This is a genomic window from Flavobacterium sp. N1994, assembly GCF_025947145.1.
Classification (GTDB): Bacteria; Bacteroidota; Bacteroidia; order Flavobacteriales; family Flavobacteriaceae; genus Flavobacterium.
In genome coordinates this window covers 948,429-974,732 of the sequence record NZ_CP109999.1, presented here as the reverse complement: position 1 = coordinate 974,732, position 26,304 = coordinate 948,429, and the positions used below count along the sequence as shown (strand labels likewise).

25 protein-coding genes are annotated in these 26,304 nt (G+C 34.6%); 6 read left to right on the top strand and 19 right to left on the bottom strand.

Translation table 11 applies throughout. The features are described 5' to 3' along the window. Window positions 1–6 precede the first annotated feature (6 nt). From OLM53_RS04505 to OLM53_RS04425, 15 genes are all read right to left on the bottom strand, one after another. Window positions 7–480: a Dps family protein gene (locus OLM53_RS04505; protein ID WP_264521853.1), complete on the bottom strand. Its 474-nt coding sequence runs from the start codon at window positions 478–480 to the stop codon at window positions 7–9. 18 nt (window positions 481–498) lie between these two features. Next, a complete protein-coding gene (locus OLM53_RS04500; protein WP_264521852.1) occupies window positions 499–648 on the bottom strand; it encodes a hypothetical protein in 150 nt (49 codons plus the stop codon). A gap of 12 nt (window positions 649–660) precedes the next feature. After that, window positions 661–2,976, bottom strand: a complete 2,316-nt coding sequence (locus OLM53_RS04495) for a glycosyltransferase (RefSeq protein ID WP_264521851.1) — start codon at window positions 2,974–2,976, stop codon at window positions 661–663. Between the two features lies 1 nt (window position 2,977). Further along, a complete protein-coding gene (locus tag OLM53_RS04490) occupies window positions 2,978–4,012 on the bottom strand; it encodes a pesticidal protein Cry7Aa (protein ID WP_264521850.1) in 1,035 nt (344 codons plus the stop codon). A gap of 13 nt (window positions 4,013–4,025) precedes the next feature. Then, on the bottom strand, window positions 4,026–4,349 hold the full coding sequence (locus tag OLM53_RS04485; RefSeq protein ID WP_264521849.1) for a hypothetical protein: 324 nt from the start codon (window positions 4,347–4,349) through the stop codon (window positions 4,026–4,028). Between the two features lie 222 nt (window positions 4,350–4,571). After that, a complete protein-coding gene (locus OLM53_RS14825) occupies window positions 4,572–6,026 on the bottom strand; it encodes an OmpA family protein (protein WP_319799859.1) in 1,455 nt (484 codons plus the stop codon). A 282-nt stretch (window positions 6,027–6,308) separates the two neighbouring features. After that, entirely contained in the window at window positions 6,309–6,608 is a 300-nt protein-coding gene (locus OLM53_RS04465; protein ID WP_264521848.1) for a hypothetical protein, read from the bottom strand. An 8-nt stretch (window positions 6,609–6,616) separates the two neighbouring features. Then, a complete protein-coding gene (locus OLM53_RS04460) occupies window positions 6,617–7,003 on the bottom strand; it encodes a hypothetical protein (RefSeq protein WP_264521847.1) in 387 nt (128 codons plus the stop codon). Between the two features lie 139 nt (window positions 7,004–7,142). Continuing rightward, window positions 7,143–7,577, bottom strand: a complete 435-nt coding sequence (locus OLM53_RS04455; RefSeq protein ID WP_264521846.1) for a response regulator — start codon at window positions 7,575–7,577, stop codon at window positions 7,143–7,145. 2 nt (window positions 7,578–7,579) lie between these two features. Then, window positions 7,580–10,255 carry an ATP-binding protein gene (locus OLM53_RS04450; RefSeq protein ID WP_264521845.1) on the bottom strand — a complete coding sequence of 892 codons (2,676 nt, stop codon included), beginning with the start codon at window positions 10,253–10,255 and terminating at the stop codon, window positions 7,580–7,582. Window positions 10,256–10,270: 15 nt separating this feature from the next. Further along, window positions 10,271–10,816, bottom strand: a complete 546-nt coding sequence (locus OLM53_RS04445) for a helix-turn-helix domain-containing protein (protein ID WP_264522418.1) — start codon at window positions 10,814–10,816, stop codon at window positions 10,271–10,273. A 107-nt stretch (window positions 10,817–10,923) separates the two neighbouring features. After that, window positions 10,924–11,484: a helix-turn-helix domain-containing protein gene (locus OLM53_RS04440; protein ID WP_264521844.1), complete on the bottom strand. Its 561-nt coding sequence runs from the start codon at window positions 11,482–11,484 to the stop codon at window positions 10,924–10,926. 118 nt (window positions 11,485–11,602) lie between these two features. Further along, window positions 11,603–11,944 carry a cupin domain-containing protein gene (locus OLM53_RS04435; protein ID WP_264521843.1) on the bottom strand — a complete coding sequence of 114 codons (342 nt, stop codon included), beginning with the start codon at window positions 11,942–11,944 and terminating at the stop codon, window positions 11,603–11,605. A gap of 922 nt (window positions 11,945–12,866) precedes the next feature. Further along, window positions 12,867–13,262 (bottom strand): hypothetical protein, encoded by a 396-nt coding sequence (locus OLM53_RS04430; protein WP_264521842.1) that lies wholly within the window; start codon window positions 13,260–13,262, stop codon window positions 12,867–12,869. A gap of 111 nt (window positions 13,263–13,373) precedes the next feature. Beyond that, on the bottom strand, window positions 13,374–14,444 hold the full coding sequence (locus OLM53_RS04425; protein WP_264521841.1) for a proline iminopeptidase-family hydrolase: 1,071 nt from the start codon (window positions 14,442–14,444) through the stop codon (window positions 13,374–13,376). Between the two features lie 304 nt (window positions 14,445–14,748). Between OLM53_RS04425 and OLM53_RS04420 the strand changes: the two genes are divergently transcribed. From OLM53_RS04420 to OLM53_RS04410, 3 genes are all read left to right on the top strand, one after another. Next, entirely contained in the window at window positions 14,749–15,234 is a 486-nt protein-coding gene (locus OLM53_RS04420) for an acetyl-CoA carboxylase biotin carboxyl carrier protein subunit (protein ID WP_264521840.1), read from the top strand. A gap of 59 nt (window positions 15,235–15,293) precedes the next feature. Then, window positions 15,294–16,751, top strand: a complete 1,458-nt coding sequence (locus OLM53_RS04415; protein WP_413614255.1) for an acetyl/propionyl/methylcrotonyl-CoA carboxylase subunit alpha — start codon at window positions 15,294–15,296, stop codon at window positions 16,749–16,751. Between the two features lie 192 nt (window positions 16,752–16,943). Beyond that, the gene (locus OLM53_RS04410) at window positions 16,944–18,485 is read left to right on the top strand and encodes an acyl-CoA carboxylase subunit beta (protein WP_264521839.1); all 1,542 of its coding nucleotides are present in this window, start codon (window positions 16,944–16,946) and stop codon (window positions 18,483–18,485) included. 67 nt (window positions 18,486–18,552) lie between these two features. Here the strand turns inward: OLM53_RS04410 and OLM53_RS04405 are convergent, their stop codons facing one another. Next, window positions 18,553–20,325, bottom strand: coding sequence for an AMP-dependent synthetase/ligase (locus OLM53_RS04405; RefSeq protein ID WP_264521838.1), 1,773 nt, complete (start codon window positions 20,323–20,325; stop codon window positions 18,553–18,555). Window positions 20,326–20,443: 118 nt separating this feature from the next. Between OLM53_RS04405 and OLM53_RS04400 the strand changes: the two genes are divergently transcribed. Further along, window positions 20,444–22,369 carry an LTA synthase family protein gene (locus OLM53_RS04400; RefSeq protein ID WP_264521837.1) on the top strand — a complete coding sequence of 642 codons (1,926 nt, stop codon included), beginning with the start codon at window positions 20,444–20,446 and terminating at the stop codon, window positions 22,367–22,369. 72 nt (window positions 22,370–22,441) lie between these two features. Here OLM53_RS04400 and OLM53_RS04395 read toward each other — a convergent pair whose 3' ends face one another. Both OLM53_RS04395 and pyrE read right to left on the bottom strand, forming a co-directional pair. Further along, on the bottom strand, window positions 22,442–22,834 hold the full coding sequence (locus tag OLM53_RS04395; protein WP_264521836.1) for an SRPBCC family protein: 393 nt from the start codon (window positions 22,832–22,834) through the stop codon (window positions 22,442–22,444). 49 nt (window positions 22,835–22,883) lie between these two features. Next, window positions 22,884–23,525, bottom strand: a complete 642-nt coding sequence (gene pyrE / locus OLM53_RS04390; protein WP_264521835.1) for an orotate phosphoribosyltransferase — start codon at window positions 23,523–23,525, stop codon at window positions 22,884–22,886. Between the two features lie 7 nt (window positions 23,526–23,532). On the opposite strand from pyrE, the gene OLM53_RS04385 reads away from it, so the two are divergent. Together OLM53_RS04385 and OLM53_RS04380 are read left to right on the top strand one after the other, a co-directional pair. After that, window positions 23,533–24,132 (top strand): NUDIX hydrolase, encoded by a 600-nt coding sequence (locus tag OLM53_RS04385; protein WP_264521834.1) that lies wholly within the window; start codon window positions 23,533–23,535, stop codon window positions 24,130–24,132. Window positions 24,133–24,159: 27 nt separating this feature from the next. Beyond that, window positions 24,160–25,524 (top strand): DEAD/DEAH box helicase, encoded by a 1,365-nt coding sequence (locus tag OLM53_RS04380; protein WP_264521833.1) that lies wholly within the window; start codon window positions 24,160–24,162, stop codon window positions 25,522–25,524. Here the strand turns inward: OLM53_RS04380 and OLM53_RS04375 are convergent. Next, window positions 25,521–26,045: a hypothetical protein gene (locus OLM53_RS04375; protein ID WP_264521832.1), complete on the bottom strand. Its 525-nt coding sequence runs from the start codon at window positions 26,043–26,045 to the stop codon at window positions 25,521–25,523. The genes OLM53_RS04380 and OLM53_RS04375 overlap by 4 nt on opposite strands. Window positions 26,046–26,304: the final 259 nt, after the last annotated feature.

The window sequence follows — 26,304 nt, the reverse complement described above, 5'->3', positions numbered from 1 at the left end:
TTTAGTCTAATTTAAATAGCGTCTTAAAATCCAAGCCATCGTTTCGTGTTGTTGCAATATTTTGGTCAATAAATCCGCTGTACCCGCATCATGATTTTCATTAGCACATACATCAATATCTTTTCTGATTTCGGTTATTAAAGTTTCGTTATCCTTTAATAGTTCTAAAATCATATCCTTTTGAGCTGGATAGTTATTTTCGTTTTCTTCCAATCGAGACAGATTGGTAAACTCTTTCATGGTTCCGATAGTTTTACTTCCCAGTTTGTTGATACGTTCAGCTACTTCGTCTATTATTGCTTCAAATTGTATGTACTGAGATTCAAATAATTTATGCAGTTCCATAAAACTGTTGCCTGAAATATTCCAATGGAATTTCCTGGTTTTGACGTATAAAGTCATTTCATCCGACAAAAGAATGGATAATAAAGAAGTACTTTTTTTCAAGTTAGTTTCAGCTATTCCTATTTTGGGTGTCATTATCATGGTGTTATTTTTTTATATGGAGTCGTTATCGCCAAATTCATTGATTTTCTTTTTGATATTCTGTTTGGAATAAGGTGATTTATTGCTGTTATCTGCATTAGTTGTGTTTTTTGTGGTCCCACTCTTTTTAGGCATCACTTTTGTTTTTTTTGGAAATGGCATAATGTTCAGTTTTTAAATTGGTATATGTTGTAATTGTTTGCTTGTTTTTAAGTCTCTTTTTTGAATTACTAAAGGGAGATTTTTAGGTTCTGTTTTAAAATAGTGTCCTAAAGTCAATCGAGCCATTAAATAACTTACTGTTGATTCGGCTCCTTGATTTAAATTGACATAGTCTTCCTCAAGTCCATCATAACAGCCACCAGTACAAGGATTATAGATGATTTGATTTAAGTGATTTTTACCCAAAAACCAGTTAAAAGCTATCACCATTTTTTGCAAATAATCAGTATCGCCAAAGGCATCATAAAATTTACTCAAAGCCAAAATAGTATAAGCCACATCTATAGGTTGCTCGCCACCAATTTTTCTAATATGTTCTTGTCCACTATGCATCCAGCCCTTATTAGAGACAACTTTTATACTGTCTTTGGTGAAGATTTTTGATAGCAAAAAATCAAATGAGAGTAAGGCAATTTCTTTGTAAATAGGAGTTTCTAAAGTTAAATAGGCGCAGAGCATCGCTTCTGATAAAATGCTGTTCCCATACGTTAAATAGCTTTCAAACCACTGCCAATTTTCATTAGCTTCATGTTTGTACATTTGGACTAATTTGTTGGCTAAGTGTTCTAAAATGAGTAGATTAGTTTCTGATTTATTTTTGATATTGGCATAATAAATGCCTTTTATGATAAAGGCCATGGCTCTTGGAGAATGTATCTTTAGTACATTGGATAATGATAATTTCATTGTCGCTTTAGCTTCTTCAACCAAATCAAATGGAAGGTGGTCACTTATTGAAATCAAATACCCCAAAGCCCAAATGGCTCTTCCGTTAGAATCTGATAGATTAGTTTCGTTGTTTTGTTTTGTAAACTGTTGATTGATATCTACATAATTTAAAAAATACCCCTCATCCTGTAAACAGTATTTGATGAAATTAAAATAAATACGAATGTATTCCAGGCAGGATTTGTCTTTAGTGAGTTTATATTGCTGACACATGGCTACTAGAGCTCTGGCATTGTCATCTAAAGTAAAGCCCGAATCTAAATCAGGTTTATTGATAATAGAGAATTGAAGCATACCAAAGGGTGTGGTCAGTTTTTTGATGTGATTCAAGTTTACTTCAGGAATTTTGAATTGCAATGGCAATCCCTTTTCAGAAATGGTGTCAAAAAGCATACTATGAGCGATAGCCGAGTTTTCCCAAGCGCTAGGTGCTATTTTATGAATTCCGTTAGCTGATATTCGGGTGCAATAATTTACATCTTCAATAAGTTCGATAACTTTTCTAGCTAATTGTTTTGGGTTTTCAAAATCGACTATGATTCCCGTTTCGTTTTGTAACACTTCAATAGCATGTGGAATTGGTGTTGAAATTATGGGGCAACCACAACTCAAAGCATAGGAAAAAGTACCACTCACGGCCTGATTTCTGTCTTTGGAAGTGAATAAGTAGATGTCGGTAAGTTGTAAATATTCTAGTAAATCTGTAAGCGGCAAATATTGATTGATGAATTTTACATTGTATTCTAAATGCAATGTTTTAATTTTTGCTTCCAATGAATTGCGATACTGTTCTCCTTCTTCTTTGATAACATTTGGATGCGTTTTTCCAATAACTAAAAAAAGTACATCGGGATATCTTTTTACTATGATTCGCAAGGCACTTATAGTAGTTTCAATGCATTTTCCAGAACTTAATAAACCAAATGTGGCTAGTATTTTTCTACCACTCAGATGGTATTTTTCTTTTAAAATTTCTTTGTCCAAATGCTGAACAAGATGTGTTCCGTGAGGGATAACAGTGATTTTATCAGCGCTGATTTCGTAATCGGAGGTTAGTATTTTAGCTGACGTTTTGGTCATTACTACGATTTGTTGCACAGCAATATTGATGTTTTTAACTAATTTTTTTAATACATCACCTGGCTTTGGCAAAACCGTATGAAACACCATTATTATAGGCTTATTAAGTTGCTTCAAGAATTCTATAAAATCATTTTCATTGTTTTTAAAAAGGCCAAATTCGTGTTGCACAACAATAATTTTGATAGTCTTACTTTGGTTGATGTTTTCCGCCGTTTCAATATAGGATTCAGAGTTATCTGTTTCCAAGACATAGGCTACCTCTTTAGGATAATTGTATTTGGCTGTCTGATGTTCTAAAGCACAAATACTGATTTTAAATGACTTCCCAAATTTATTTCTTATGGCAGTAATCAAATCTTGAGAATAGGTCGCTATGCCACATTCTCGTGGTGGATAAGAGGTAATACAAACAATTTCGGGTAAGTTATCGGGAGTATTTTGGGTTCTGTTTATCATGCTATATTTTATTTGCTATTAATTCATTTACTAATTCGGTTAAACTCATAGTGGCACAAGCAATTCGTTCATCGGCAGCACCATAATAAATGTATAGCGTGTCATCAAAAACTACCGCTCCAGTGGGGAAGCAAACATTGTTGACTTCACCTTTTAATTCCCAATAAAACTCGGGCACAAACAAGGGATAGGGTAATCTTGACAACTCTTTTTGCGGATTTTCTAAGTCCAATAACGCAGCACAAGCCGAGTAAACATAACCTTTCAAAGAATCATGAACACCATGATAGATAAGCAACCAGCCCTGTTCGGTTTCAATAGGAGGGCAACCTCCTCCGATGTAACTGACTTCGTGGTCGTATTTGGGTTTCAAAACCACATAGTCTTTAAAATGTAAGAAGTAGTTTTCCCAAAATTCTTTAGTTAATTCTTCTAATGTTTCAATTGAGGTTACAATTTGTATTTCGGGACGGATGCGGTGCAGAAAAGTCAATTTTCCGTTTATTCTTCTAGGAAAGAAAATAAGATTCTTGTCCCAAATCAACATCTCTTTTCCATCTTTTTCAAGAATGTGATCGTGTTGGTTGTAGCGATAATACTTTTCATTGCTGATACCCTCTGCATTAATCAACCGATTAAATTCTTCATAAGTTATCTGAGGCACTATAATTCCTTTTCGGTTAAAATGGATTAAATCTTTCGAGGTAGCCAAACAACCTAGTGCATTAACACCATCATACCCTGTAAAAGTTAGGTAATAAGTGTCATCAATTTTTACAATTCTAGGGTCTTCAATACCATGAGATTCATAATCAAATTGAGGAGCGAGCAAGGGTTTTTTATCTCGAGTTTCAATAGATAAAGGTCCATTGAGTTTACAATAACCAATACTCGAGTGATTGCCTTTGCTTACTGCTCTGTAAAGAAGGTGAACAAACTCGCCATCTCTTATAGCTGCTGGATTTAAAACCCCTTCGTTTTCAAAATCAAGACCCGTTTTTTGAAGCAGTATGCCTTCTTTAATTACGTTTATCATGGTTGAGGTGCTTTTATAAAATTAAAATCAATAACAAAATGATAATGATAACCGCTCCGATAGAAAGGTATATCCCTCTACTAGAAGCTTTCATACTTTTTTTAATGGCTTTAACTTCTGAACGAAGTGCTTTCTTATCCGCTCTGGTTAGGTTGGATTTATCCATGTCTTTGATTTCATTCAATCGATTCAATAATACTTCAGTTTTAGCATCTTCTGATGGTGCAGCGCTAATGGCAGTAGTAGTTATAGGATTATTGGTATTCGCGGCCATTGGTATAGAAAAAACCAGTACCAATAGTAGACTTATCATTTTTAGTTTTGAAGTAGTTTTCATGATTTTAAGATTTAATTTCCTTTTTTGGTGTTTTTTAGTTTAAAAAAAGGATTAGTTTATAATTATAAATTTCGTTCTATTTCAGTGCTAAGCTGTTATACAAATCTGTCTATAAATTATATTATTCACACTTTAATTATTTTCTAGTCAGGCTATAAAAGCAAAAAGGTTGCCTCATTTGAGGCAACCTTTTATAAAGAATTGAGCAAACAAAATTGTGGTTTAGTAAGCTGTTCTCAATTCTACTCTTCTGTTTTTAGCACGACCTAAAGCAGTTTTGTTATCAGCGATTGGTTTGCTTTCGCCAAAACCTGTAGCTGTTAAACGTCCACCAGAAATACCTTTGCTGATTAAATAGGCTTTTACAGAATCCGTACGTTTTTGTGAAAGATTTAGGTTTAAAGCATCTGAACCATTGCTGTCGGTATGACCATCTATGAATAGATTGGCTCCTTCATATTTATTTAAAATTTTCACTAATTCATCTAAATTCACTAGAGAAGCTACTTTCAATTTAGCACTATTGTTTTCAAAGAAAAGTTTACTTCCAATATAAGTGATTCTCACGATGTCTTGTTTGGCAATTTCTGGACAACCTTTGTTTTCCATAGATCCTTTAGCATTTGGACAACGGTCATCAATATCCGCAACTCCATCTCCATCTGCATCTGGGCAACCTTTTAAACTGGCTAGTCCGAAAGCATCTGGACAACGATCTTCATCATTCATCACACCATCTTTGTCATTATCTAAAGCACAACCTGTTGCATCTACACGGCTTCCCGCTTTTGAGTTTGGACATTTATCATCTAAATCGGCCACACCATCACCATCGGTATCAGGACATCCTTTTAATTCAATAGTTCCTTTTGTATCAGGACAACGGTCTTCTGAATCGCTTACTCCATCATTATCTTTATCTGGACAACCGTTCATTAGGGCATTACCTGCCATGTCTGGACACTTGTCTAAATAATCGGCAACACCATCGCCATCTTTATCAAGAGGACATCCTGTTTTATCCACCGCTACACCTGCTGGTGTATCAGGACATTTGTCTCTACTGTCTGAAACACCATCGTTATCGGCATCTTTTTTGCTTCCAAAATTGAAAGTTAAACCTGCAGAGTGCATTAAGTAGTCATCATTTTTACCTGCAACAATTCCATCTCTAGCATCATTATTGGTAAACATAAATGTTTCCTGAAGGTTAAGAGTAACCACTGAAGATAATCTAAAGTTAATACCAGCACCGGCCGTTGGTAATGCGGAATCAATTAGCTCTTTGTGAAAATTAAGTTGTCTGTCAAACAAGATGACACCTATACCACCAAATACATAAGGTCTAACTATATATTCAGAAGTTATAAAATTCCATCTTAAATTAATGGTAGCAGCGCTAAAATCACTTTTATAACCAGTTGTTCCGCTATCGTAACCCAATGTTCCTCTTGAATACATTCCATTAATGTCAATGTATTTCCATAAATACCTTGAAACGCTTATCCCAGCAAAACCATACATAGCTTTATCGGTCTTATACCAATCTCTGCCTAAATCTCCATGATATTGAATAACTCCGCCATGAAGACCCACATTCCATTTTTTGTCTTCGGTTTGAGCTTTTGTCGAAAATGTTGCCGCTAAGCAAATACATAATAGTAGTAATTTTTTCATTTTTATAATGTTTAATTATTTGAGACAAAGGTTGCATAGTTTTAAGGGTAACCAGTTACACAACTATTATTATAGTTTGCGTTATTCCCACATTTTAAAATGAGTACATAAAAAAAGTCCTGCCGCGAAGTGTCGACAGGACCAATAATAAACGGTCTCAACGTTTATTATCAACTAACCAAAATTCAACCTAAATTCCGAAATGCCTTTAGAGCATGTAGTTGGTTATTCTTGAATAGCTTTTTTAAGTGTAACCTTAATTTACATTTTGTTTGAATTGTTTTATTTATTTATTTTATCCGCTTTACAGATGGATGGGAAATTAGCTTCTAAGTCTTTAACATGTTCTCTTGTATATTTGTTTAGAACAGTAAGTGTTTCCACTAATTCAAAAGTAGAGGCACTACTTATTAGCAATGGAATTGCAATCAAAAGTTGTTTTTCATACCAATAGATTTTTTTTAATTCAATCATTGCTTTTTCATTTACCAATTCTGAATTATTCATTTTTTTTCTGTCAACCATTTCTTTGAATTGATAATAGGATACTTTAGTTTGATAATTAGCAGCTCTATTTTTCATACTATTTTTTATTTGGCAGCAAAAAAATCTCTAACAAAAGCATGCTGTTGCTGTGGCGTCATTTTGTCTGTTTGTTTTACCTGTATTTTGATATCATGGAAGCGAGTATCAGCAACGATAACATTGAAAAGCTCTTCTTTAGCATTGGTAGGGCCAAAGAGAATTACTTCATTGTATTTTTTTACAACATCCATTAGTTTCTTATAATACTTTAATTGCTTTTGTTGTTCTTTATTATGCAAGTGAAGTTCTCCTTTTAAAAGGCTATCCATTTTTTCCTGATGTGTAAAATTAGATTCGATGGTATTTACTTCAAATGGGTTATTAGAAAACTCCATTAGATGTGCGATGGAATGATCCATCCAAATGCCAATTTTGGTTGCTGTAGTCGCCATGTTTCTTTGTATTAATTGAAGATTGTTTTATCAATACAAAGTTGGGAAGGAAGAAGATTAAATCTGTTATATGATTTAGGTCTTTATTTTAATAATTCACACATTCTGGGGGTGTTGTGCTTTTGAGAGGTATTGAAAATTACATTCTGTCCATATACCAATTGAGTTCTTTCTCCATTTTTTGGTATTTAAAAATATTTGAAATTACTTTTTGTAATCGAACAAATGCAGTTTCACTTTTCACTACATAATCAAAAGCTTTGTGATGCATGCAACTTACTGCTACTTCAATTTTATCTTGACTAGATAACATAATTACTGGGATTCCAGCATTAGTTTCTTTGATTTTATCTAAAGTCTGCATTCCGTTGATAGCATTTTTTACTATACCATCTAAATGATAATCCAATACAACTATATCTGGTTTTTTGTTTAAATTTTGAATACACAATTCTCCTGTTGAAAATGTTTCTACTTCGAAATCATCATTTTCCATAAATTGTATTTGTAGTGCTTTTAAGAAAACGGCATCGTCATCTACCAAGAAGAGCTTGATTTTATTTCCAGTTTTCATACTTATTTTTTTAAATTGATTAATTCATTTTCTAATTCAAGAAATGACTGTAAACAACCTTTCTCTAGTTCTGTTAATAAGCTATTTAATTCAGATGAAAGTTCAAGCTTTTCAGCATAGTCATGAATTTTTTTAGCTAGATTTTCATATTGAGGATTCATCCCCATTATGGCGAAAGAAGGCATTATTTTGTGAGCGGTTGCTTTTAATAATATCCAATCTTTATCTTTATAACTTTGCTTCATCGATGTTAATAAAGAGGGTGTTTGTTTTAGATAGACCTCTATCATTTCTGTCATTAATTCAGGATTGGCTTTAGTAATCAGTGACAAATAACTCAAATCAACATATCGAATAGTTTGCATGTTTCCTTTCGTTTCCTTTTCGATAATAGCAATAGGTTTTTTAATAAAACTTATTAATTTACTATATAGTAAACGCTCGTCAACAGGTTTTGAAATATAATCGTTCATTCCTACTGCTTTACATTTGGCCACATCCACTGTGGTTACATCGGCTGTTAGTGCTATAATAGGCAGCATTAATTTCATGTTTTGTCTAATATGTTCTGTAGCTTCAAAACCATTCATTTCGGGCATTTGCAAGTCCATCAAAATAATATCATAGTTGTTTTTTTGAAGTTTTTCTATAGCGATTTTACCATTAGCAGCAATATCACATTCGAAACCGAAATCATCTAAAAGTGTTTTCATTAGCAACTGATTCAGTTCCATATCTTCTACCACTAATATTTTAGTGTGTTTTATTTCGGTATCAATTTCTAAAATTTCAGGTTCTAACACCGCTTCCACATTTGTTTTGTCAAAATAGAGTACAAAGCTAAAATTGGATCCTTTACCAATAGTACTTTCCACCTCAATATTCCCATTCTGTGCTTCAACCAACTGCTTTACAATAGCCAAACCTAAACCAGTTCCGCCAAATATCCTGGATGTGCTACTTGTGGCTTGTTGAAAGTTTTCGAATATTTTTTCGGTTTTTGTTTCACTGATTCCTATACCCGTATCGGCTACGGAGAATTTTATAGCCACATCGTCATCAGTTTCAGAAACTAAATCCACACTGACAGTAATCTTTCCAACACTGGTAAATTTAACAGCATTGCTAACTAAATTCAGAATGATTTGATGCAAACGTACAGGGTCTCCCACTAATACTTCGGGGATATCCTTATCATAATGGGTTACTAATTTTAGGTTTTTCTCTTGAATTTTGGTTTCAAAAAGATGCAACATAGCTTTGATAGACAATTTCAATTTGAATGGGGTTTTTTCAAAAGTCATTTTTCCTGCATCTACTTTGGCTAAATCGAGAATATCATTGATTAGTACGATTAAAGCATCACCACTCATTTTTATAGCAGTCAGGTATTCTTTTTGTTTGGCTGTCAATTCGGTTTTTAGCACCACTTTGGTAAACCCAATAATGGCATTCATAGGGGTCCGAATTTCATGACTCATATTTGACAAGAACTGTTGTTTTGATTTAACCGCTTCGTTGGCTTTGATAGTGGCGGCTTCAGCAATTATTTTGGCTTCTTCAGCTATTGATGATGCTAATTCAGCATAAGTCTTAGCTTCAATTAATTCTTTTTGTGCTTTCTTCTGTTCTGTTATATCTCTTGCTACTACTACGGCACCAATGATATTGCCTTCTTCATCTTTATAAACGGCACCATTGAATAATACATCGGTAAGTTTTCCATCTTTTAAAACCAAGGGATAATCAACCACAAAACCTTTGGAAAAAACTTCTTCATACCCTTTTTTAGCTTTTTCAGGTTCGGTGAAATAATTGATGAAATTGGTGTTAATTAAATCTTCTTTAGAAACTTCTGTAACTCTTACAGAGGCTTGATTGGTATCGGTAATTTTGCCTTGAGGGCTAATGGTAAAAAGCGGATCACGACTAGCTTCTATAAGACTTAAAGAATATTGCGAAGCTAATTTGAGTGAATAATTATAGGCCTCCAATTCTTTGTTTTCAAAGACGCGTTTTTCTTTTTCTTCGTTTTGAAAATTAAGTTCTTTATCGGCAATTACTAATTCTTTATTGGCAATTACTAATTCATCCGCTCTGTCTTGTTTTTCTCCTGTTTGATATAACAATTCTTTATTGGCTACCTGCAATTCATTAGCCCGTTTTTCTTTCTCGCTGTTTTGATGCTCTAACTCTTTATTGGCAATTACTAATTCTGCTGCTCTTTTTTCTTTCTCTTCATTTTGAAAAGCCAGTTCTTTATTGGCGAGGAGTAATTCGGCTGTTATTTTCTTTTGATTGGTGATGTCTATGAAAGAAGTGTGGTTGTATTCAATTCCTTCATAGTCTATGATTTGAATGGAAATTAGAAACCAAATAGAATCTCCCTTTTTATTACTGAGTTCAATCTCGATATTATTTGAATTTTCTTGATTTTTTAATTTCAGTATAATTTCATCTCTAATTTGAGGAGTTATAATCCCTACATCTGTAGCGGTTTTTCCAATAATTTCTTCTTTGGTATAGCCAAAGCAATTCAGAAAGGATTGATTGGCATATTCAAATTTTGAAGTTTTTACATCGGAAAAAGCCATACCGATAGCACAGTTTTCAAACATGTCAAAAAACAAATCGTGTGATTTGATTTTTTTAATTTCTGATATATTGAATTGATTCATCTAATTTAATTAACATTAATTGCCTACTTCTTCAATGGGGCTTCTTCGTTTGTCTTTAAGTAGTTTGAAATGGGAAGGCGATAAACCCGTTACTTTTTTAAATTGTGTAGATAAATGGGCTACACTGCTGTAGTTCATTTTCCAGGCAATTTCCGTAATGTTCAGTTCGTCATAAATGATAAGTTCTTTGATGCGTTCCACTTTGTGTAAAATCACAAATTGCTCTATAGTGGTTCCTTGTACTTCCGAAAATAAGTTGGCAAGCGTGGTATAGTTTTGATCTAATTTTTCGCTAAGGTATTCTGAGAAAGTCACTTTTAGTGGCTCCTCTGCATAGTGCACCATTTCAATGATTACGTTTTTGATCTTTTCAATCATGATGGCTCTCTTGTCATCCATAAGTTCCAATCCCGATTCTAATAAACCAGCTTTGAGAAGGGCCCTTGTGTTATCCGAGATGTCCTCCATAATATCAACCACGCCCAAATCAACAATCATAAAGTGTAAACCTAATTTTTTAAGTTCCTCTTTTACCATCATTTTGCAACGGGTACTGACCATGTATTTTATATATAGTTTCAAATTCTCTATTTTTTGACTTTTTTGGGCAAAGGTTTACTTTTTGAAGCGTTACTAGGTTACACAATAATCAGTTTAAATTGCAAGATTCACACTTCGTCAAGAGTATTCCGCTTTTTGTCTTTAAGATTTTTAAAGAAAGTAGGGGTTAAGCCAGTAACTTTTTTGAATTGGGTGGATAAATGCGAAACACTACTGTAGTTCATTTTATAGGATATCACGGTGAGGTTGAGTTCGTCATAAAGTAACAACTCTTTTACCTTCTCAATTTTGTGGGCAATGATGTAGTGTTCTATGGTAATTCCTTTGACTTCAGAAAAGATGTTCGCCAAATAAGTATAATCATACCCCATTATTTTACTGATGTATTCGGAGTAGTTTACTTTGGGTAATTCATCGTTGTAATGAATCATTTCGGTGATGACAATTTTTATTTTTTCAATAAGCATAGCTTTTTTGTCATCCATCAATTCTAAACCAGATTCAAGTAAATTGGCTTTGAGTTTTTCGCGTATTTCTGGAGTAATGTTTTCTATAATTTCAACAGTGCCTAATTCTACCAATACATAATGTAATCCCAAGTTTTTTAATTCTTCTTTGACTAACATTTTGCACCGCAAGCTGACCATATATTTGATATAGAGTTTCATTTTTGGTAGTTCATTTGAAAAGCACTTCGTTGCACTTTCAACGTTAAACTAATTTTTTATTTTTTCTTTCGAATATGCGGTAACTTTTAGTAGAAATGAAAATTAGGAAGGGCAAGCTCTAATCTTCGTAACCACTTTTAATAATGGTAGAAATCATTTTGAATTGCTCGTTAGCATTAAAGCTATGTTGTGCATGTGCTGGAATAATGATTCCTTCTCCTAAGCACAATTTGTGTTTGTGTTTTTTGATAACTATTTCGGCAGTTCCATCAATAATTTGAATGTAATTATCATAGGGAGATATTTTTTCTTCCAGTTCTTCTCCGGCGTCAAAAGAGGAAGCTGTAATGTTTCCTGTTGTTTTTTTGATAATAGTTTTGCTTACCACTGCATTGGGAATGTATTGAATGATTTCAACAATAATGTGAGATTTAGCTTTGTCAAGTTCCGAAGTATCCATGATTTTTTTTTAAGGGTTATAATAAATAACAATATCACAAAATAGATTTCTATGTAATATTATATATACAAAGGTAGTCACTTTAAATTGAGGAAAACGATATGTTTAAATTCAATTTATATTGACACCTACGATTCATCCTTGGTAGTTCTTACTAAATTGATACCTGAAATAAAAAAAAGTAATCCTAAGACTCCATATATGACTAGTGTTTTTATATCTCTAGTGCTTTCTGTTGCTGACAGAAATACTTGTGCGGCATAGATGAGACTTCCTATTCCTAATAGTGTAAGTAGTGCTCCAAAAATTCTTTTTAGATTCATATTCCTTTTTTAATGTTGGTAAACAACTGTTAAACGATACAGCGACAAAGGTTATTCCTTTTATCTGTTAACTCTTGCATAATAATTTTATTAAGTTGCATATTTCCCACATTTTTACTTTTAATGGTCTTAAAAAACTAATTAAATGTTATTTTATTTCTCCTATTTTAATTGATACGCCAATAAATGAATATGCCATCGTCATAAATGAATACCCCGCCATCATAGATAAATAGTACATAGTCATGGATGAATACCCCGCCGTCATAGATAAATATGCCATCGTCATGAATGAATACCCCGCCGTCATAGATAAATATTCCATCGTCATAAATGCATACCCCACCGTCATAGATAAATATGCCATCGTCATAGATAAATATGTCATCGTCATGAATGAATATCCCATCTTCATATATGAATATCCCATCTTCATGAATGAATACCCCATCTTCATGAATAATATATCAGGGTAATATATAATGTTGCTTTATGTTAGAATAAAACAATTAGTCAGGCTTTGTATTTAGACTACCTATAATAAAAAAAACGCCTGAGAATTTAATCTCAGGCGTTTTCTCATTATAAAAACTATGTAATTACTTCATTTTACCGTTGACTACGGCAACAGCGGCTCCTACAACTGCTGCTACGACCATTGTAGCTACAATGTCAATTCCCATTAACTTAAAATCAATAACTTCTTTATACATGTTTCTAAAGAAATTATCACTTAAGCCTAAGAATAAGGCAATACCGACAGCCATTTTAATTCCATTCATGCAAGTAGAAATGCCTTCTCCTTTTGAAAAAACATAAGAAATTAAAAATCCGAAAAACAGGCATCCTAAGAAAATAAAGGTCATGTTTTCTGCTCCGGCGCCCTCAGGTTTAGGAAAAGTGTCTTTCAGCAAAATGCCCCAAACGAGCCATCCCATTAAAAAGTCTACAATTCCGCCAACAATTCCACCGACAATAAAGTTTTTAACATTCATAATTAATAATTTAATTGGTTAGTACATTAAAAGTATTAAAAGAATGAGCATGTAATAATTTGGTAACTGTTTAATTGTTAACTTTTTAAAATCAGTAATTGTTAATAACCTCTATTGTAATTGATGACTAGTTTCTTTCTTGAAAGTCCCATTATCAACGTCTTTCAAGAACTTAATAACTCCGGGGAAGTAATGTTCTTGGTCATCATATTGAGAGCAATGACTTCCGTTAGGACAATATAAGAACCGTCCGTTTTGCACTTCATTAGATATCCATTCCATGTGTTTGGGGTCCATAGTGTCGTATTGAGCTCCAATGGCTAAAGTAGGGATAGTCAATGTTTTTAAACGAGCAGTTACGTCCCAATTTTTTAGAGTAGCATCACCAGTGATTCCAAACTCACTCGGACCCTGCATAAACACATATACATTAGGATTCAGGTGTTTGAAAGCTCTGTTGATAGACTCAGGCCATTGTTCAACAGGTTTTCTTAAGATGTGTTCTGAATAGTAATATTTCATTAGCAATTCCATATATTTTGGATTGGTGTAGTCTTTATTTTTTTCAAAAGTTTTGATTTGGTCAAAGACTTCTTTTGGTAATTTTGGACCTAACACATCTTCCGCATATTTGTTATATGCTGGTGCACTGGCCATCATATTGGCGATGATTAATCCTTTTAAATTCTTTTGGTATTTCAGTGCATATTCCATGGCAAGAATTCCGCCCCAAGATTGTCCCATTAAATAGAAATTAGTATTGTCTAATTTCAAGGCTTTACGGACTTGTTCCACTTCTTCTACAAAACGCTCTGTCGTCCAAAGTCTGTTGTCATTGGGTTGATCGCTGTAGTAAGACCCTAATTGATCATAATAAATATACTCGATGCTTTCTTGCGGAAAATAACCATCAAAACTTTCAAAGAATTCATGGGTTCCGCCAGGGCCTCCGTGAAGTAAAAGCACTTTTATTTTGGGATTGTTCCCCACTGTTTTGGTCCAAACCTTAAACTTGCCAATAGGTGTAGTAATGGGAATCATTTTGATACCACCAGTAGCTTGGTCATCTCTTTTGGAGAAATCCAAATAATTGGCTTTTATGGAATCTTCGGTTTTACTTTCTTTACAACCCGTCAATAACAGTAATGTTAGCAAAGTACTTAGGAGTAGTTTCATTTTCATGTTTTATAATTTATGAGTTATTATTTAGATAATAGAAATTAAAAAGGTAACTAGCGTGTTGTTAGTGAATTACTTCAATCGCATAATATTCAAATATAAACATAATTTCGGTTAGCTACTTTTCTTTTGTTGGTAATCCAATATCTTCTGATGGAAGTCGAATATCCTTTGATGTAAGTCACATATCTTCTGATATCCAGTAAAAAATGTCACATAACTATATTAAATAAGCAATAAATTGATTTTTATCATTTCGCAATCGATTTCGAATCCCTATTTTTACTTCAAATTTAAATTAAGAATTATGAGTAACTCTTATACACTTTCGGTAAATCACAACCTCTCTTTTGATTTGTCTGAAAGCGATCTAAAAAAATTAGATGCTGTCAGCGTTGAAAAAAATAAATTTCATGTTCTCCAAGATTCCAAACCCTATAAAGCAGAAATTATAGCTGCTGATTTTTTGGCCAAAAAATACACTGTTAAAGTCAACAACAATACTTATGAAGTAGCGATAGCCAATGATTTGGACCGGTTGATAAAAAGCATGGGCATTGAACGCGGACGCACTAAAGTAATCAATGCTATCAAAGCTCCTATGCCTGGATTAATTCTTGAAATTAATGTTGCTGTGGGCCAAGAAGTAAAAGAAAACGACCTTTTAATCATCTTAGAAGCCATGAAAATGGAAAACAGTTTTATTTCACCACGAGATGGAGTGATTAAATCGATTGCTGTTGAAAAAGGACACGCTGTAGATAAAGGACAATTACTAATTGAATTTGAATAGAAAATAGAAACAAGAAGCAAGAAACAAGATAGGATCTTTCTTCTTTTAATCTTTAAAATATGAAAAAAATAACCAAAATATTAGTTGCCAATAGGGGTGAAATTGCCATTAGGGTAATGAAGACCGCTAAGAAAATGGGTATTAAAACAGTAGCCGTTTTTTCAACAGCCGACAGAAATGCACTTCACGTTAAATATGCTGATGAAGCCGTTTGCATTGGAGAAGCTGCTTCTAGTCAATCGTATTTGCGTGGCGATAAGATTATTGAAGTTTGTAAAGAACTTAGTGTAGATGCCGTTCATCCTGGCTATGGTTTCTTGAGTGAGAACTCCGCTTTTGCGGAAGAATGCGAAAAAAACAACATCATTTTCATCGGACCCAAATCCAAAGCCATTGAAATGATGGGAAGTAAATTGGCAGCGAAAGAAGCAGTGATGCAATACAATATTCCAATGGTTCCGGGTATTGACCATGCCATTACAGATATTGAAGAAGCGAAAAGATCAGCTAAAGAAGTAGGTTTTCCTATTTTGATTAAAGCCTCTGCAGGTGGTGGTGGAAAGGGAATGCGTATCGTGGAAAGAGAAGAAGATTTTGTTTCCCAAATGGATAGAGCGATTAGTGAAGCTACTTCTGCTTTTGGAGATGGTTCTGTTTTTATTGAAAAATATGTAACCAAACCGCGCCACATCGAAATCCAAATTATGGCGGATAGTCATGGCAATGTGTTGTATGTTTTTGAAAGAGAATGTAGCATTCAACGTCGTCATCAAAAAGTTGTGGAAGAAGCGCCATCGTCTATTTTAACTCCGGAAAAACGTAAAGAAATGGGAGAGGCTGCTGTAAAAGTGGCTCGCGCTTGTGATTATCTTGGAGCTGGAACCGTAGAGTTTTTGATGGACGATAAACACAATTTCTATTTTTTGGAAATGAACACCCGTTTGCAAGTGGAACATCCCGTTACCGAAATGGTTTCTGGTTTAGACTTAGTAGAATTACAAATTCGAGTAGCTCGAGGCGAAGAACTAACTATCAAACAAGAGGATTTAGTAATTCACGGTCACGCTATGGAACTTCGAGTATATGCCGAAGATTCTATGAATGATTTCTTGCCGAATGTGGGGCTTTTAAGTACTTATCAATTGCCTGTGGGCGAAGGCATTCGTGTGGATAACGGAATTGAAGAAGGTATGGAAGTGCCTATTTACTACGACCCAATGTTATCGAAACTGGTTACTTACGGAAAGACCCGTGAAGAAGCCATCGAGTTGATGATTAAAGCTATAGATAATTATCATGTAGAAGGAGTAGCGACAACTTTACCTTTTGGAAAATTTGTTATGGAGCACGAAGCCTTCCGTTCCGGAGATTTTGATACGGGTTTTGTGAAAGCGTATTATAATCCTGAAAAAATGAAAGCCAATCTAGACACCGAAGCAGAAATTGCCGCGATGATAGCTTTACAACAATATTTAGCTGATGCCAAAATCTTAAGATTACCAATAATTAGTGATTAGTAATTAGCGATTTATATTAACACATTAAATTAATTTAAACCACATAGAATCATAGGAGGTTTAAGATTTTAAAAGATAAAATAGAAAAATCTTCGATTTTCATAGTAACTATGTAATCTATATAAAGCGAAGCATCTCAACACAAATGAAATTATTAATCTATGTTTCTATGTGTTTAAAAAATAAAAAAAAATGGAAGATAAAATCAAAATATTAAACGATAAAATTGCCTTGGCCAAATTAGGCGGAGGCGAGAAAAGAATAGCCAAACACCACGACAAGAAGAAACTAACAGCAAGAGAACGTATAGCGTATTTAATGGATGAAGGTTCTTTTGAAGAAATCGGAATGTTAGTAACCCATAGAACCACTGATTTCGGAATGGAAAAAGAAATCTATTACGGTGATGGGGTGATTACCGGTTACGGAACTATTAACGGTAGAGTAGTGTATGTTTTTGCTCAAGATTTTACAGTTTTTGGTGGTGCTTTATCAGAAACTCATGCGGAGAAAATCTGTAAAGTAATGGATATGGCTTTACGAAGCGGTGCCCCGATGATTGGATTAAATGATTCAGGTGGTGCTCGTATTCAAGAAGGGGTTCGTTCTTTAGGAGGATATGCGGATATTTTTTATAGAAACGTACAATCTAGTGGAGTCATTCCACAGATTTCGGCTATCATGGGGCCTTGTGCTGGTGGGGCGGTGTATTCGCCTGCTATGACCGATTTTACCATGATGGTAGAAGGGAATAGTTATATGTTTGTTACTGGACCTAACGTGGTTAAAACCGTAACTAACGAAGAAGTTTCATCTGAAGAACTTGGTGGTGCAAGTACGCATTCGACAAAATCGGGTGTGGCACATATTACTTCTCCAAACGGAATCGAATGTTTGGAAGACATCAAAAAGTTGTTGAGCTATATGCCTCAAAACAATAGAGAAACTACTCCGAAATTGCCCTATTTTACCAATGATGAAATACGCGAAAAATTAGATACAATAGTTCCTGATAATGCAAACAAGCCTTATGACATGCACGATGTAATAGACAACATCATTGACGAAGACTCATTCTTTGAAATTCATAAAGACTTTGCTGAAAATATCATTGTAGGTTTTGCTCGTTTGGGAGGAAGAAGTATCGGGATTGTGGCCAATAATCCTAAGTTTTTAGCAGGATGTTTGGATGTGAAATCATCTATTAAAGGAGCGCGTTTCGTTCGTTTCTGTGATTGTTTCAATATTCCGTTGTTAGTATTAGAAGACGTTCCTGGTTTCTTACCTGGAACCGATCAAGAATGGAATGGTATTATTGTTCACGGAGCTAAATTACTATATGCTTTCAGTGAAGCTACTGTGCCAAGAGTAACTGTTATTACTCGTAAAGCTTACGGTGGTGCTTATGACGTAATGAATTCCAAACACATTGGCGCCGATATGAATTTTGCTTGGCCAAGTGCGGAAATTGCGGTTATGGGAGCTAAAGGAGCTTCTGAAATTATCTTCAAAAAAGAAATTAGTGAAGCAGCCGACCCAGCGGCGAAATTATTAGAAAAAGAAGCAGAGTATGCTGAGTTGTTTGCTAATCCCTACACAGCAGCGCAACGTGGTTTTATTGATGAAGTAATTTTACCCAAAAATACTCGAAGAAAACTGCTTAAAGCGTTTAGTATGTTAGAAAATAAAGTGGTTAACACTCCAAATAGAAAACACGGTAATATTCCGTTATAACAACCCAATTAAAATAAAAAACTGCCCAATATTGGGCAGTTTTTATTTAAAGGAAACAGTAAACTTATTAGTTATAAATCTTTTGATACAAATCTTTGTATTTCTCCATTACGATTTTGCGCTTCAATTTGAGCGTAGGAGTGAGGTGTCCACCATCAATAGACCAAACATCTGGGGTTAGTTCAAAACGTTTTATTTTTTCCCAGTTGCCAAATTTCTCATTCGAAATATCTACTTCTTCTTGTATTCTTTTGATGACTTCTGGATTGGCTATAATCTCTTCATTGGTGGTTCCTATAGTTATATTTTTTCTTTTGGCCCAATCTTTCACAAAATCAAAACTAGGTTGAATAAAAGCCGCTGGCATTTTTTCGCCATCCCCAATCACCATTACTTGTTCAATAAACAAGGATTGTTTCATGGTGTTTTCTATTAATTGAGGGGCAATGTATTTTCCGCCAGAGGTTTTGAACATTTCTTTTTTACGGTCGGTAATTTTTAAGAACCCTTCGGAGTCAATTTCTCCAATATCTCCAGTATGGAAATAACCATCTTTAATGGCTTCGTTGGTCAATACTTCATCTTTATAATAGCCCATCATTACGTTGGGACCTTTACAAAGTATTTCTCCATCAGAGGCAATTTTAACCGTTACATTTTTGATTACTTTACCAACAGTTCCGACTTTAAAGCCTCTATTTCTTTGATCATTTACAGTGATTACTGGTGAAGTTTCAGTTAGACCATAACCTTCCATAACAGGCATTTCAGCAGCGGCAAACATTCGGATAAGTCTTGGTTGTAAAGCGGCACTTCCTGACACCATTACCGTTAAATTTCCACCCAAACCTTCTTTCCATTTGCTAAAAATTAGTTTACGTACTATGCTCAATTGGAACTCATACCACCAACCATTAGCACCATAAGGTTCGAATCGCAATCCTAAAGCAATAGCCCAAAAGAACAGTACTCTTTTGATTCCGGTTAGTTCTTCGCCTTTAGCGTGAATTTTATCGTATACTTTTTCTAAAAGTCTAGGTACTACAGAGAACACAGTAGGTTTTACTTCCTTGATGTTATCCGATAATTTATCAATTGATTCGGCAAAATAGATAGCGACCGAATAATATTGATAAATATATAAAATTACTCTTTCGAAGATGTGACAAATAGGAAGAAAGCTTAAAGCTACACTCGTTCCTTCTTCAAATGGAATGCGTTCGGCACTATCCAATACATTCGAAACAATATTATTATGCGAAAGCATTACGCCTTTAGGTTTTCCTGTGGTTCCTGAAGTATAAATTATGGTCGCTAGTTCTTCTGGTTTTACGTGGTTTTTTCGGTCTTCTACTACATCCTGATTGCTGGTGTCTTCACCTAAGACCAAAAGCTCTTTCCAGTTTTTACAACCCGTAATTTCATTGAAAGAATAAACCTCTTTAAGGTTAGTCAATTTGCTTTTGATGAGGTTTACTTTGCGCAACACTTCTTCATCCGAAACAAAACAATATTTAGCTTCACAATGGTTTAAAATGTATTCATAATCATCCTCTGAAATCGTGGGATAAATGGGAACATTTTGAGCGCCCACTTGCAATACGCCAATGTCCATAATATTCCATTCGGTTCTATTGTTGGAAGAAATGACCGCAATTTTATCATCTTTTTGAACTCCCAATCGAAGTAGAGCTCTCGATATGGTATTAGCCTTTTCTAGGTATTCTTTAGTTGAGGTTTTTATCCATTTGCCGTCGTATTTGGTGACAAGACAATTGGGCATATTGTTTTTTTCAAGCTGATAGTATGGAAAGTCAAAAAGTCTTGTGATGGACGTCATTAGAATGGTAATTTTAATGCAAATTAATTAATAATAGTTTTATTCACAATATTAATTTAAAATATAAAAAATATATAGCCGAAATATGTAGTTTTGTCACTTTAAATTTTACTTTTTCATGAAAAAATACCCACGGTTTCAGGAGTATAAAGTATTAGGCTATAGAATTTTATTGGCTTACGTTTTTTACTCTGTTGCAAGAGTTTTATTCTATGTTTATAATAGTTCTTTAATAAAAGTTGGTAGCGTTTCTGATTTTCTAGAGCTGTGTTACCACGGTATAGCCTTTGACACTACAGCGCTGATGTATGTAAATAGTTTGTTTATTTTACTATCCATCATTCCGATACTGTCCAACTCTAAAAAGAAGTTTCAAAAGTTTTTATTCTACTTGTATTTTGTAACCAATTTGATTGCGTACGCAACCAATTTCGTCGACTTTATTTATTACCGTTACACCTTCAGCAGAAGTACGATTGCTTCACTGGATACTCTTGAGCATGAGAATAATAAGATGCTTTTACTTTTTGATTTTATAGTCCATTTTTGGGATGTGTTTTTATGGTTCTTTATATTGGCGTTTGCTTGGATTTACTTGTACAAAAAGGTTAAAGTGCATCACGTAAAAGAAACGCCTAATGCTAAATACTTCGGGTTCTCTATACTAACCTTTCTTGTAGTGGTTACGCTTTGTATTGGAGGCATTCGTGGCGATTTCAAGAAAAGTACCCGACCTATTAATATTTTAGACGCTAGCCGTTATGTTACTAATATCTCGCAATCGAATTTAGTTTTAAATACGCCTTTTGCTATTATTCGAACTTGGGATCTTAATAACTTTAAGAAAGTCAATCTAGTTTCCAAAGCCCAAATTGATAGTTTAATAGTGCCGATAAAACAGTATAAAAATAATCCTCCTACCAAGCCTAATATTGTCATTTTTATCATTGAAAGTTTTGCGAGAGAATACAATGGAGCCTTTAACAAAGGAACTAAAATTCCCAATTATCAAAGCTACACGCCTTTTGTAGATTCGTTGGCGCAACACAGTTTGATTTTTACGAATGGGTATGCCAATGGTTGGAAATCGATTCACGGAGTGTCTTCTGTTATTGCTGGAATCCCTTCGTTTAAAGATGCGTTTACATCATCTCCTTATCCTCAACAGAAAATAGAATCGTTGGTGTCTACTTTGAAAAGCGAAGGCTATGACACTTCCTTTTTTCATAGTGCCCCTAATGGTTCAATGGGTTTTCTTGGTTTCGGAAACATCTTAGGCTATGACCATTATTATGGTAAGACCGAATACAATAATGATGCTGATTTTGATGGGGTTTGGGGTATTTGGGACGAACCTTTTTTCCAATTTTACAATAAGACTTTGTCTCAGAAGAAACAACCTTTTATGGCTACTCTTTTTTCTGTTTCTTCTCACGAACCCTATAAAGTCCCTGAAAAATATGCAGGTAAGTTTCCAAAAGGAACAGTCAACATTCATGAAAGTATTGGGTATACCGACTATGCTTTAAAGCAATTTTTTACTGCAGCCAAAAAAGAACCTTGGTACAACAACACCATTTTTGTAATGGTAGCCGATCATTGTAATACGATTGCTTATGATGAATACACAAAGGAATTCAATAAAAACACGGTGCCAATTTTGTTTTTCTCTCCTAATGAAAAATATGTGGGAGTTAACAACGATTGGGCGCAACAAATCGATATTTATCCAACGCTGCTAGATATGATTGGCTACCAAAAACCTTTTAGAAGTTGGGGTAGAAGTTTGATTAATGACAAACAAGTGGCTCCCTTTGTAGTGAAGTACAGTTCCGATATGTACCAATTTATGAGCGGCGATTACATTTGTACTTTTGATGGTATGAAAGCGACCGGCTTCTATGATAAGAATGACAAAGCGATGGAACACAACTTAATCTTAAAACGAAATGCCGCTATGAATTTGCTGGAATTGAGATGTAAAGCATTCGTCCAGGATTATATGGAAAGGGTTATCGATAAGCGTTTGACTACGGTTAAATAAAAACAAAAAAGCTACTCAATGAGTAGCTTTTTTTATAGGTTCCCGCCTTCGCGGGAAAGACAATTTAGTGTTTTATAATTTATGCATATTCTCTGCTAAAGTCTCGATGAATTTAGAGATAGGCCCTTTAATCATCATCGCCATCATAGGATTGAAATCGCCTTCAAAATGTAATTGTACCGCACTTGAAGTATCAGAAAGACTGTCAATATTAGCCGTTAATGTAAAAGGTAATTTATCACTAGCTGCTGCTAATACTACTTTGGAATTCGGAGTTTTGTCCTTCATTTTCAATTTGATTTCGGGCATGCCTTTTAAACCAAAGTTGAAAATATCATCTCCCAACACTTCAAACTTAGCGATGTTCTCAGGCATTAATTTTTCAAAATTCTTGACATCCGATAACGAATCAAAGAGATGTTGTGCTGATTTTTCTACGGTAACTTTCGGACTTTCTAAATTCATAGTGTATAGTTTGTTGTTTATTTCTTTTCTCTTGCTTCGTTTCTCTCCATTACACACTCCAAGTGGATGGACTTTCACGCCATTCTTGTAATGCTTTCAATTCCTTTTCGGTGATATAATTTTTGGCTACGGCTAGGTTTAATAATGTTTCATAATTGCTCAACGTCTTTAAATCAATATTGGCATTTTTGAAGTTATCCACAGCTACATCAAACCCATAAGTAAAAATAGCGACCATGCCTTTAACATGTGCCCCTGCTTCTTTTAAAGCTTCTACAGCTAATAAACTGCTGTTGCCCGTGCTGATTAAATCTTCTACCACGACAACGTTTTGTCCTTTTTGTAAAAAGCCTTCGACTTGGTTTTGTCTGCCATGTTTTTTAGGCTCTGGGCGAACGTATACGAAGGGTAATCCCATATATTCTGCTACTAAGATCCCGATACCAATGGCTCCCGTGGCTACTCCGGCAATCACATCCGGTTTTCCAAATTCTTTTTCAATTTGTTTAGAAAATTCTTCTCGGACAAAATTTCTTATCGCTGGGAATGAGAGGATTAGTCGGTTATCGCAATAAATTGGCGAATTCCAACCCGAAGCCCATGTAAAAGGATTTTTTGGATTCAATTTAATTGCATTTATTTGTAAAAGCAATTCGGCAGTTTTTTCGGCTGAGTCTTTATTAAAAATCATAGTACAAATGTATAAAGTTTTTGTCAACGACAAACCTCTTTTTCTAACAAATGAAATCGCTAAAGAAACCGATTTTCAATTGTTTTTGCTGGAAAGCATTGATATTGAACAGCTCATCATCAAAATGTTTCAGAACAAAATTCAGAAAGCCTCTTTGTACTATCCCGATGAAAAAGCCATACTGAAAAAACTCAAAGAAAAAATTCCAGTTTGCAAAGCAGGGGGAGGATTAGTTTATAACAAAGATGGCGATGTTTTGTTCATTTTTAGAAACGGAAAATGGGATTTACCCAAAGGCGGCATCGAAAAAAATGAAGAGATTGAAGACACCGCTATGAGAGAAGTTGAGGAGGAGACCGGTGTTAGTAATCTAACTATCACCAAAAAACTCCAAAAAACCTATCACGTTTTCAGACGCAACGGAAAATACAAGTTGAAAATTACGCATTGGTTCGAAATGCAATCTACTTTTGAAGGCACTCCGTTTCCGCAAGCCAATGAAGGGATTGATAAAGCCGTTTGGCTTAACCCAGTGCAAATCAAAGAAGCCTTGCTGAATTCTTATGAGAACATCAAATTGCTGTTTGAAGAAGAACATCTCTTGTAATTCACTTTTTGGGGCTATCTTTGCCGCATGACGCATCACCACCATTCTACCAATTTATTGCTGAATTTAGGCATTGACAGCTTAAATGAAATGCAACTTGCCGCACAAGAAACTATTGTCAATGATTCTAATGTTTTATTGCTTTCGCCAACAGGTTCGGGGAAAACATTGGCTTTCTTATTGCCCATCTATGAATTGTTAGACGAATATGTGGCCGGGGTGCAATGCTTGATTTTAGTTCCATCCCGAGAATTGGGATTGCAAATTGAGCAGGTTTGGAAGAAAATGGGCACCACTTATAAAGTGAATGTGTGTTATGGTGGACATTCCATCGAAACGGAAATCAAAAACTTATCAAATCCACCCGCGGTTTTAATTGGAACTCCAGGACGAATTGCGGATCATATTGATAGAGGGACGTTTAAAGTAGACCGTATTCAAACTTTAGTATTAGATGAATTTGACAAATCGTTGCAATTGGGTTTTCATGAGCAAATGTCTTTTATCATTGGGAAATTATCCAAACTGAACAAACGCGTTTTGGTTTCGGCTACGTCCGGAATTGAAATTCCAAAGTATACTCGAGTAGTCAATCCGACGGTTTTAGATTTTATTCCATCCGAAGAAGAGAAAGTCAATCTTTCTATGAAAATGGTAGTTTCTAAAGAGAAAGATAAGATAGGGAGTTTGTTTCACTTACTTTGTTCGTTGAAATCGCAATCGGCTTTAATCTTCTGCAATCACAGAGATGCGGCTGAACGGATTAGCGACACTTTAAACGAAAAAGGAATCTACGCCACCTACTATCATGGAGGAATGGATCAGGACGAACGCGAGCGCGCTTTAATTCAGTTTCGAAATGGCAGCGTGAGTTATTTGGTTACGACCGATTTGGCAGCAAGAGGGTTAGACATCCCCGAAATGAAACACGTCATTCATTATCATTTGCCGTCAAAAGAAGACGAATTCACCCATAGAAACGGAAGAACAGCGCGAATGTTAGCTTCGGGAACTGCTTATATCATTGCGCACGAAAGTGAAAAAAAGCAAGAGTATCTGGATTATAGTATGCCCGTTTTAAAGGTTGACAACCAAACTACTTTACCCAAGCCACCCGAATTTCAAACGATTTACATTAGCGGAGGCAAGAAAAACAAACTCAATAAAATTGATATCGTAGGCTTCTTTTCTCAAAAAGGAAAACTAGAGAAAGGCGATTTGGGATTGATTGAAGTCAAAGATTTCATCTCTTTTGCCGCTGTAAAATTCAATAAAGTAAAGGACTTGCTTTCCAATATTCGAGACGAAAAAATGAAAGGCAAGAAGTTTAAAATTGAAGTAGCGCGTAAAGTGATTAAGAAAGAAGAGGACGCAAAACCTGAGAAGTACTAAGCCAACTTTTCCAACGCTGCTTTTAGCAAAGAAGCTTCGTATTGCAATACCTGTTGTTTTATTTGTTGGGTAACCAAATCGGGCAACACTTTTTGTTGTTTGTCTTTTTTGGTTCTAGTTTGGATGCTTTGCACTACCTTTTCTGTGAAGGTTGTTTTTTTGTTGGGATGATTTTCGAAATACTGTACCAAATGCATTGCTGCTTCCTTAGCTTGCTGTTTTTTCTCTAATCGATTTACTTTTTTATCGTTTCGCATTTGCTGGTACTGATTTTCTTTTAGCAAGGCCTCAAGTCTTTCTTTAGTTTCATTTTTTTGACTAGCCAAAAGGTTTTCAGTATTCTTTGCCTTAGCTGATTGTATATGGGTGAGTAGTTCCGCTAGTTGTTCTTTGGCTTCTAGTGGCAAATCTCGTTTTCCTGATACGAACATAGACCATTGGCTACGATTAATATTTAGGAACATAGCTGTCTCATTTTGAGTAGTACCTAACAATTCGGTGATAGTTTCTTCTTTTTTCATAACGCTATTTTTTTGGTGTCTTTTTTTTCACAGCAAAAAGTTTGCCACATTTTTTGTGTCAACTATTTTGAAATGAAATTTTTGACACACTTTTTGTGTCATTTTTTTCAAAACGAAAAGTTTGACACACTTTTTGTGTCTTTTTTTCCAAAATGAAAAGTTTGACACAAAAAAATTAAGTTGTTGATAATTATAAAGGAAACCCTTCTGGTTGCCTTTGATTTTGTAATATTTTTACGTTGAGTGAATCGGAAAAGGA

Bases quoted from the DNA above. Each gene is read 5' to 3' on its own strand.
- OLM53_RS04505 (WP_264521853.1), bottom strand. From the start codon at position 480: ATGACACCCAAAATAGGAATAGCTGAAACTAACTTGAAAAAAAGTACT.
- OLM53_RS04500 (WP_264521852.1), bottom strand. From the start codon at position 648: ATGCCATTTCCAAAAAAAACAAAAGTGATGCCTAAAAAGAGTGGGACC.
- OLM53_RS04495 (WP_264521851.1), bottom strand. From the start codon at position 2,976: ATGATAAACAGAACCCAAAATACTCCCGATAACTTACCCGAAATTGTT.
- OLM53_RS04490 (WP_264521850.1), bottom strand. From the start codon at position 4,012: ATGATAAACGTAATTAAAGAAGGCATACTGCTTCAAAAAACGGGTCTT.
- OLM53_RS04485 (WP_264521849.1), bottom strand. From the start codon at position 4,349: ATGAAAACTACTTCAAAACTAAAAATGATAAGTCTACTATTGGTACTG.
- OLM53_RS14825 (WP_319799859.1), bottom strand. From the start codon at position 6,026: ATGAAAAAATTACTACTATTATGTATTTGCTTAGCGGCAACATTTTCG.
- OLM53_RS04465 (WP_264521848.1), bottom strand. From the start codon at position 6,608: ATGAAAAATAGAGCTGCTAATTATCAAACTAAAGTATCCTATTATCAA.
- OLM53_RS04460 (WP_264521847.1), bottom strand. From the start codon at position 7,003: ATGGCGACTACAGCAACCAAAATTGGCATTTGGATGGATCATTCCATC.
- OLM53_RS04455 (WP_264521846.1), bottom strand. From the start codon at position 7,577: ATGAAAACTGGAAATAAAATCAAGCTCTTCTTGGTAGATGACGATGCC.
- OLM53_RS04450 (WP_264521845.1), bottom strand. From the start codon at position 10,255: ATGAATCAATTCAATATATCAGAAATTAAAAAAATCAAATCACACGAT.
- OLM53_RS04445 (WP_264522418.1), bottom strand. From the start codon at position 10,816: ATGGTCAGTACCCGTTGCAAAATGATGGTAAAAGAGGAACTTAAAAAA.
- OLM53_RS04440 (WP_264521844.1), bottom strand. From the start codon at position 11,484: ATGAAACTCTATATCAAATATATGGTCAGCTTGCGGTGCAAAATGTTA.
- OLM53_RS04435 (WP_264521843.1), bottom strand. From the start codon at position 11,944: ATGGATACTTCGGAACTTGACAAAGCTAAATCTCACATTATTGTTGAA.
- OLM53_RS04430 (WP_264521842.1), bottom strand. From the start codon at position 13,262: ATGAATGTTAAAAACTTTATTGTCGGTGGAATTGTTGGCGGAATTGTA.
- OLM53_RS04425 (WP_264521841.1), bottom strand. From the start codon at position 14,444: ATGAAAATGAAACTACTCCTAAGTACTTTGCTAACATTACTGTTATTG.
- OLM53_RS04420 (WP_264521840.1), top strand. From the start codon at position 14,749: ATGAGTAACTCTTATACACTTTCGGTAAATCACAACCTCTCTTTTGAT.
- OLM53_RS04415 (WP_413614255.1), top strand. From the start codon at position 15,294: ATGAAAAAAATAACCAAAATATTAGTTGCCAATAGGGGTGAAATTGCC.
- OLM53_RS04410 (WP_264521839.1), top strand. From the start codon at position 16,944: ATGGAAGATAAAATCAAAATATTAAACGATAAAATTGCCTTGGCCAAA.
- OLM53_RS04405 (WP_264521838.1), bottom strand. From the start codon at position 20,325: ATGACGTCCATCACAAGACTTTTTGACTTTCCATACTATCAGCTTGAA.
- OLM53_RS04400 (WP_264521837.1), top strand. From the start codon at position 20,444: ATGAAAAAATACCCACGGTTTCAGGAGTATAAAGTATTAGGCTATAGA.
- OLM53_RS04395 (WP_264521836.1), bottom strand. From the start codon at position 22,834: ATGAATTTAGAAAGTCCGAAAGTTACCGTAGAAAAATCAGCACAACAT.
- pyrE (WP_264521835.1), bottom strand. From the start codon at position 23,525: ATGATTTTTAATAAAGACTCAGCCGAAAAAACTGCCGAATTGCTTTTA.
- OLM53_RS04385 (WP_264521834.1), top strand. From the start codon at position 23,533: ATGTATAAAGTTTTTGTCAACGACAAACCTCTTTTTCTAACAAATGAA.
- OLM53_RS04380 (WP_264521833.1), top strand. From the start codon at position 24,160: ATGACGCATCACCACCATTCTACCAATTTATTGCTGAATTTAGGCATT.
- OLM53_RS04375 (WP_264521832.1), bottom strand. From the start codon at position 26,045: ATGAAAAAAGAAGAAACTATCACCGAATTGTTAGGTACTACTCAAAAT.